Below are 8152 nucleotides of genomic sequence, written 5' to 3' on the forward strand. Positions count from 1 at the left end.
GGGCCGCGAAGCCGTCGGTGTGGGGGAGGGCGGGCTCGGGGGGCGTCGTCGGGCGGGGTGGCGGGGTGGGCACGCAGGCACAGTAGCCCGGGGCTGGAGCCTGAGGCCTCGGGGCTGGGCCTACCGGTCCTGGGCCGGCTGGGTCTGGGCCGGCTGGGTCTGCTGGGACTGGCGGGCCCGGTAGGCCGCGGCGGCGTTGCGGTTGCCGCAGGTGATGCTGCAGTACCGGCGTGAGCGGTTGCGGGACAGGTCGAGCACGATGCCCTCGCAGTCGGCGTCGGCGCACAGGTCGAGGCGGGAGAGCTCGTCGGCGCGGATCAGGTCGATCATGGCCATCGCGGTCTCGACGATGATCCGGGTGACCAGGGGCTCGTCGTCGTCGGTGGCGTGGATGTGCCAGTCGAAGCTGCCGTGGCGCACCAGGCGCGGGGTGGCGCGGGCCCTCGAGAGCATCGCGTTGACCTGCGCGGCGGCGGCTTCGGCGTCGCTGGTCAGCAGGCGGCGCAGGGCCGGGCGCAGGGCCCGGACCTCCTCGAGCTCGGTGGCGTCGTGGTCGTGACGGCCGGTGTAGAGGTACTCGGTGAAGAAGGCGTCGAGCTCGGTGACGGTGGTCATGGTGTCCGGTGGCTCGGCGCTGTTGGCCAGGACGACGGCGGCCTGCAGGGCGAGCTCGGTCTCATGAGCGAAAAGCATGTTGACACATTACTCGACGCGGCTCTAGCGTCAGGACCCATGACGACTGTGGCCCCTGACGTGACCTCCGCCGGACCGGTGAGCGCACCGCCCTCGCGCCTCGCGGCGGGGCTGGGCTTCGCCATCGCGTCCGCTGCGGCCTTCGGGATGTCCGGGGCCTGGGCGCGAGGGCTGCTGGACACCGGGTGGAGCCCGGGCGCGGTGGTCCTGGTGCGGGTCGGGCTCGCGGCCCTCGTCGTCGTGCCCTTCGGGCTCATCGCCCTGCGGGGGCGGTGGTCGCTGCTGCGCCGCAACACCGGGCTGATCGTCATGTACGGGGTGCTCGCGGTCGCGGGCGCCCAGTTCTGCTACTTCTCGGCCGTGCAGTACATGCAGGTGGGGCCCGCGCTGCTGATCGAGTACACCTCGCCGGCCGCGGTGGTCGTCTGGATGTGGCTGCGTCACCACCAGCGGCCCAGCCTGATGACCCTGGTCGGGGCCGGGCTCGCGGCCCTGGGCCTGGTGCTCGTGCTCGACCTCATCACCGGCGCCGCACTCAACCCCGTCGGCGTGCTGTGGGCCCTGGGCGCCATGGTCGGGGCGACGGCCTACTTCATCATCTCGGCCGACGAGGGCAACGGTCTGCCGCCCCTGACCCTCGCCGCGGGCGGGCTCGTGGTCGGCAGCCTGGTCCTCGGGCTGCTCGGCCTGGTCGGCGTGCTGCCCATGACGGCCTCGACGGCCCCCGCCGTCTACGACGGCCGCACCGTCGAGTGGTGGGTGCCGCTGGTGGTGCTGGGTGTCGTCACCGCAGCCATCGCCTACACCACGGGCATCGCCGCCGGACGACGCCTCGGGTCGCGGCTGACCTCCTTCGTGGCCCTGCTCGAGGTGGTCGCCGCGATCGGCTTCGCGTGGGTGCTGCTCGGCGAGCTGCCGCGGACCGTCCAGCTGCTCGGCGGCCTGCTGATCATGGCCGGGGTCGTGGTGGTCAAGCTGGGCGAGACGAGGGTCGCGCGGGCACCCGAGCCGGTCGCCGGGGCGGTGCTCTGACGGGCTGATCTGACGGTGCTGCTCGGACGACCCTGGCTATGCTCGCTGGCGACGACGAGGGGGCATCGATGGCGGACCGGACCCGCATCCCGACGCTGACGTCGCGGTCAGCACTGCGCTGGGGCGTGGCGACCGTGATCGGCCTCGTGCTGGTGACGGCCTCGCAGGTCGTGGTCCAGCCGGACCTTCTGCTGATCGGCGTGGCGGTGCTCCTCCTCCTCGGCCTCGCGATCGCGGCGCTCCTGACTCTCAGGACGTGGCTCGACCGCGGGGCCGGGATCGTCGAGAAGGCCTGCCTCGGGGTCCTGCGTCGACGGGTGGCGTTGGAGCGTGGGACCCGGGCCGAGCTGGTCAACAACCGCGGGGGGACCCTGCTGCTCGGGCTGCGGGGCGACGGTGCCCGGCGGCGAGTGTTCGTCGCGGTGCTGTCGCTCACGGAGTACGTCGAGAAGTCCCTGCCCGGGCCCGTGCTGCGGGAGCTCGCCGACGCCCTCGAGGAGCACCGCGTGATCGGAGCCCGCGCTGTCGCGAGCGAGCTGCGCGCGCAGGCGGCCCACGTCGAGTCGGGGGGCGATGCCCGGACCTCGCCCCTGGCGGGCCGGATCACGCATACCGTCACCCGACTGGCCAAGGCCGGCGGGGCCGGTGCGGCGGGTGGCGGGATGCTGCGCTGAGGAGGCTGGTGTGGGTGTGGTGATGAGGCCCTTCGTGGCGGGTGACGCCCCGGCCCTGACCGCCCTGCTGCACCGGGCGTACGCCGAGCTCGGGGAGCGTGGCCTGAACTTCACGGCGGTCGACCAGGACGAGGCGACGACCCTCGCCCGCGCGTCCGCCGGTCAGACGTGGGTGGTCGAGGACGAGGCGGGGCTCTTGGGGAGCCTCACCATGTCGATGCCGCCGGGTGACGAGCTGCAGGGTCTCAGCGCGGAGGCGCGGCGACCGGGCCGTGCCTGGCTCAACCAGCTCGCCGTCGACCCGTCACGGCGGGGGACGGGCGTGGCCTCGCGGCTGTGGGCTCAGGGGCGAGCCTGGGCTCAGCGCGTCGGGGCGACGCACGTCGGGCTCGACACCGCGGTGCCAGCCACGCACCTGGTTGAGCTGTACCAGCGGTGGGGGTTCGCGGAGGTCGAGCGGATCTCCTGGCCGGGCAAGCGGTACGTGAGTGCGGTGATGGTGCGGGGCCTGGCTGCGCAGCCCTGACGTCAGGGTAGGGCGAGCCACATCTCGTCTCTCATGGCGCGGCCGCGCCAGGCTGTGCTCCACGCGCGAGACCCGTCCGACGATCCCGATACACACGTGTACTCCAAGCGGGCGATCTTCGAACGTGCCTACTGTCGGATCGGGTCACAGCACTGCTAACTTCCCGCCAGGCCTGATGCGCTGACCCACTCGGTCCGCTCCGGCGAGTCTCAGGGGGATCTGCCGGTTCGGCGCGTCCGACGGGGGACGTCTGGACGCGAATCGGGGCAGTCGTGCGTAGGTCTTGGGTCAGTCGTGGGCAGCGCGGGATCGCCGGAGGAGTAGGCGTCGTCCTGATCGCAGGAGCAGCGTGGGCCGTCGTCGACGAGTCCCCCTCCCCGACAACTGAGACCGAGCCGACAGACTGCTCGGTGACCGAGGTACCCACGCTGGACGAGGCTGCCGCGCTCGCGGTCGAGTGCGGTCACGACGTCGCGGCCATCGAGTCATACGATCCGTGGTCGGCCTTGGTCGCTACGCCGGAAAGCACGGTCCGCGAGGACCTCAGCGCCGGGGCGGTGCGCACCGACATCACGGGTGACTGGGCCCCGGTGGATCCCACGGTCGTCGTCGACCCGGCGTCGGGAGAGCTCAGGGTTGCCTCGCCGCTCTACGACATCACTCTCGACCCCACCGACGCCGAGGGCTTCCTCTCGATCGAGGCCGGCGGCTCGACGATCTCGATGGATGTCCCCGTCGAGCTGGGTACGCCTGCCATCGATGGGGCGAGCGTCTCATGGCCGCTTCTTGACGGATCCGGCACGCCGATCGACGGCGCGGTGCTCACGACGCAGGTGCACCCCGACGCCTCGGGCGTCACCCCGGTGATCGAGGTCGAGGACCCCGAGGCCTATGCGGAGCTCACCCGCGCTGCGGAGGGCGGCGAGGTCGCCTTCGAGATCAGTGCCTCGGAGGACCTTGTGCTCGACGTGGCACCTGAGACGGGCGGGTTCGAAGCCGTGGACGCCGAGACGGGGGACATGGTCTTCGCCGGCGGTGAGGCCTTGCAGTGGGACAGCTCGGGCGTGGTGGAGCCGGGGACCGACGATCTCGACGCCGACGCACTCTCGACTGACGAGTCGTCGGCGGATGAGGCCGTGCCTTTCGGTGATCTTGCTCCGCCACTGCAGGCCGGTGACCTCGTCGCCAGCCTGGAGGTCGAGGCGGCCGCCGATCAGACGCTCCTCGTCAAGGCCGACGAGGAGATGATCGTGGATCCGGAGACCACCTGGCCCATCGCGATCGACCCGCCCGTATCCGGTGTCACGCGGCACGAGTGGACGGTGATCCGGACGGCCTACGGGCCGAAGTACAAGACCACGGCCCACGAGGGTGTCGGCCTGTGCCTCAGGTCAGGGGGGTGCGACGCGGACTTCCGGTCGAGGATGCTCTGGGAGTTCACCGGGATGTCGACCCTCAAGTCGCTCGCGGCAGCCGACGTGATCGAGGCCAGCTTTTCCGCGTACGGAACCCACTCCTACAACTGCGCGGGCGAGAGCCTCGAGCTGCACCTGATGTCCAGCGGCATCTCCTCGGTGACGACCTGGGGCAACCAGCCTGCAAGTCGCATGAAGCTCGCGACTCGGTACCCGAATCACCGTCCGGGGCAGTGCGGTGGGCTCAGCTGGGTCGAGTGGGACGCCACCGCAGGAGCCAAGGCCGTGGCCGGGACGTCGAGCACCATGGTTCTCGAGCTCAAGTCGCCGACCGAGTCGTCGATGACCTCGTGGCGGCGCTACTACCTCCACAACGCCAAGCTCTCCATCGAGTACAACCGTGCCCCCACGCGGCCGTCGAGCATGAAGCTCACGGTCGGGACCACGGTCGAGAGCTGTGTGACGGGGGCGGATCGTCCGTACATCGCGTCGACCACGCCCAAGCTCTCCGTGGTGGCGAAGGACCCTGATGGCCAGAACGCTGCGGTGACGTTCCAGGTGTACCAGGGCAGCACGTCGAAGTGGTCGTCGACGACGGCGGGCCAGGGGTCGGGCGCGACCCACACGAAGACCGTCTCGGCCGGGACGCTCAGCAGCGCTACCTATCGCTGGCGGGCGCGGTCCAAGGACAGCAGCGGACGCTACTCCGCGTACACGGGGTGGTGCGAGTTCACGGTCGACATCACCAAGCCTGCCGCTCCGAAGGTCTCGGCCGTCAAGCCGAGCGGGCCGAACTCCAACATCAAGGCCGTCTACGCGACCGATGTCGAGACCGGCGGCAAGGGCCTCACCGGGTGCTTCAAGTTCAGCGGCGGTGGCTCCTCGGACGTCAAGCACTTCGAGTACAGCTTCAATGCGACCACGTACGGATCGACGGCGAAGCTGGCCGCTGACGGCACCTCGACCGTCTGCACCCCGAGCGGTCATCCCCTCACGACAGGGACCAACTTCATCGCCGTACGGTCTGAGGACAAGGCGGGCAACATCTCCGCCTCGACCCGCTACACCTACGAGGTCGCGACCGCCCGCGAGGACGGCATCTGGACCTTCGACTCGAACGAGAACCCCGCACCGGACGAGTCCTTCAAGGACGACGGCGAGGCCGATCCCGCGGGCGACCTGAAGATCTCGGGCGCCACGTGGGTGGAGGGGCCGCACACGCTCTTCGACTCACGTCTTGAGGACTGGGCGCTGGACTTCGACGGTGTGAACGACGCAGCAGCGACGGAGTCTCCCGTCTTCGACACGACCTCGAGCTTCGTCATGAGCGCCCACGTGCGCCTCGAGACGGGCGACGTGGTCCGCACCGCCCTCTCGCAGGACGGGGCCTGGACCAACACCTGGAGCGTCGGGTACCGACCGAGCGGCTGCGAGATCACCGGGTGGACCGGGGGCTGCTGGGCCTTCGTGCTGCACACCTCCGACGGAGGTGTCGCGAGGACGGTCTACTCGACCGTGCGGCCTCGGCTCAACGAGTGGACGCACCTGACCGCTGAGTACGACGCCTCGGAGAACAAGGCGCGGTTGTGGGTGTGCGACATCGGCACCCCCGAGGCCCCGGCGGCCGGCGAGCCGGTCCTGGCCCAGGCCAATGCCCCCAGCCCCATGTGGCAGGCCCCCGGCCCGGTGGTGATCGGGCGCGGTCAGGTCGATGGCCTGCGGACTGACCGTTGGGACGGCCAGATCGACAACGTCCGCCTCTTCAAGGGCGAGGTGGTCGCGGACGCCAAGGTCAGGCGTATGTGCCAGGGCGCCGAGGCCAACGACTTCACGACCGGTGAGACCGCGCTCGACCCGACCACGACGGCAGGCCAGTGATGAGCGCGCGAGCGATGACGGCAGGGGCGGGGCGGATGGGGCACCGGCGATGGCAGCACCGGATCGGTGCTGTCTGGGTGGCGGGTGCCCTGGTCATGCTCATGGCGCTCGACCCCGGAGCGAGCCAGGCGGCCACGGTTGCCGAGGCGCCCGGAACGCTAGACACGCTGGAGTCCCGCGAGGACAACCTGGCGGCCGTGGTCGACGGGCTGGAGATCGGCGAGGCTGCGGAGGCAACTCCGCTCACCGCGGAGGCCTGGGAGCCGCCGGCCGACGACGTCGAGTCCGAGATCCCGGCTGACCTCCCGGAGGCGGACGAGCAGACGGTCGTGCTTCAGGGTGGGGTCGACGACGTCACCGTGGGTGGGATGCCGGTGAGCCTCGCCCCGGTGGACGGTGAGGCGTCGCCCGAGGCCGTGACCTTGCGCGTCGCTGACCCGGCCGAGGCGGAGACGGCAGGCGTGACCGGCGTCCTGCTCGACGTGTCGGACGCTTCCCCCGACGGTGTGTCGGATGAGTCGCAGGTCGAGGTGACCGTCTCCTACGCCGACTTCGCCGGCGTCTCGGGTGGTGACTGGGCGTCGCGCCTCCAGATCGTCGAGCTGCCGGCGTGCGCCGCTGAGACGCCGGAGGCCCCGGAGTGCCAGCCGGTGCCCTTGACCTCGTCCGTCAACGACCCTGCGGGGCAGACCGTGACGGCGACGATCGACCTAGCCAGCGAGGAAGAGCCAGCTCCAGCCCCCGACGACGAGGAGGAGCCGGGCCCGGATCAGGACGGCCCCACCTCCGAGGACGAAGAGCCGGAGGCCGAGGACCAGTCGCCAGCACCTGGGGATGACACACCAGACGCGGGTACGGAGACGCCTGCTCCTGAGGAGGAGACTCCCGCGCCCGAGGGCGAGGAGGCGCCCGCATCGGGCGAGGAGCCGGGCACGGCCGAGATCGCCACGGCCTCGATGCAGACCACGCGGGTGGCCGCGGCCTCGACCAGTCTCGCGATCACGGCGGGAGCCGCAGGGCCGGCCGGTGACTGGGGGGCGACGAGCCTGGCGCCGTCTGCTGCGTGGGGGCAGTCGGGCGGGACGGGGGCATTCACGTGGTCCTACCCGCTGCAGGTGCCGTCTGTTCCGGGCGGACCGTCGCCCGAGCTGGCGATCTCGTACTCCTCCGCCGCGGTGGACGGCCGGGTGGCATCGACGAACAACCAGGCCTCCTGGGTGGGTGAGGGCTTCGAGCTGGCCACGGGGTACGTCGAGCGCCGGTACCTCCCGTGCATGGAGGACCGCGATCCGGTGGCGGGGAAGGCCGCCAACAACGCGAAGCTCTCCACGGGGGACCTGTGCTGGGGGTCGACAACGCGACGCTCTCCCTCAACGGGACCGCCGTCGAGCTGATCAAGGATGCCGACAGCGGGAAGTGGCACGCGAAGAACGACGACGGTGCTCGGGTCGAGCACCGGACGGGCGGGTGGTCCGACGACGACGACAAGGAGTACTGGGTCGTCACCACCGTCGACGGCACCGCCTACTACTTCGGTCGGGACAAGCGCACGGAAGCGGACACGCGCCTCAACTCGACGTGGACCGTCCCCGTGTTCGGCAACCATCCCGGCGAACGGTGCTACGCGCCGGCCTTCAAGGACTCCCGCTGCCAGCAGGCCTGGCGGTGGAACCTCGACTACGTCGTGGACCCGCTGGGTAACACGATGACCTATCGCTACGTTCGCGACTCGGCGGCCTACCAGGTGGGTGAGGGTCCGGGCACGGCCAACTACAACCCAGGCGGGTACCTCGCACGCATCGAGTACGGGACGCGTCGCGGGTCTGATGTCGGTGGCAAGGCGCCGGCCGTCGTCGATTTCACCTCGGTGACTAGGGCGTGTCTCCCTTACCTGGGGTGAGGCTCGCGGGAGGCTAGGTGGGTGACGTCGGCTT

At 70.8% G+C, this 8152-nt stretch carries 7 protein-coding genes; 6 read left to right on the forward strand and 1 reads right to left on the reverse strand.

The genetic code is table 11. The features are described 5' to 3' along the window. Positions 1-120: 120 nt before the first annotated feature. The gene (locus tag L0B03_RS10560) at positions 121-693 is read right to left on the reverse strand and encodes a CGNR zinc finger domain-containing protein (protein WP_250445758.1); all 573 of its coding nucleotides are present in this window, start codon (positions 691-693) and stop codon (positions 121-123) included. A 39-nt stretch (positions 694-732) separates the two neighbouring features. Between L0B03_RS10560 and L0B03_RS10565 the strand changes: the two genes are divergently transcribed. From L0B03_RS10565 to L0B03_RS10590, 6 genes are all read left to right on the forward strand, one after another. Continuing rightward, a complete protein-coding gene (locus L0B03_RS10565; RefSeq protein ID WP_250445759.1) occupies positions 733-1725 on the forward strand; it encodes a DMT family transporter in 993 nt (330 codons plus the stop codon). Between the two features lie 68 nt (positions 1726-1793). Next, complete coding sequence (locus tag L0B03_RS10570) at positions 1794-2399, forward strand: hypothetical protein (protein ID WP_250445760.1); 606 nt, start codon at positions 1794-1796, stop codon at positions 2397-2399. Positions 2400-2421: 22 nt separating this feature from the next. Beyond that, on the forward strand, positions 2422-2925 hold the full coding sequence (locus tag L0B03_RS10575; RefSeq protein WP_250445761.1) for a GNAT family N-acetyltransferase: 504 nt from the start codon (positions 2422-2424) through the stop codon (positions 2923-2925). A gap of 410 nt (positions 2926-3335) precedes the next feature. Further along, positions 3336-6218, forward strand: a complete 2883-nt coding sequence (locus L0B03_RS19575) for a LamG-like jellyroll fold domain-containing protein (RefSeq protein WP_250445762.1) — start codon at positions 3336-3338, stop codon at positions 6216-6218. Then, positions 6218-7612 carry a hypothetical protein gene (locus tag L0B03_RS10585; protein ID WP_250445763.1) on the forward strand — a complete coding sequence of 465 codons (1395 nt, stop codon included), beginning with the start codon at positions 6218-6220 and terminating at the stop codon, positions 7610-7612. Before L0B03_RS19575 ends, L0B03_RS10585 begins: the two co-directional genes overlap by 1 nt. Continuing rightward, positions 7558-8118, forward strand: coding sequence for a SpvB/TcaC N-terminal domain-containing protein (locus tag L0B03_RS10590; protein ID WP_250445764.1), 561 nt, complete (start codon positions 7558-7560; stop codon positions 8116-8118). The genes L0B03_RS10585 and L0B03_RS10590 overlap by 55 nt, the downstream gene beginning before the upstream one ends. Positions 8119-8152: the final 34 nt, after the last annotated feature.

This window comes from Actinotalea sp. C106, assembly GCF_023630195.1.
Taxonomy (GTDB): domain Bacteria; phylum Actinomycetota; class Actinomycetes; order Actinomycetales; family Cellulomonadaceae; genus Actinotalea.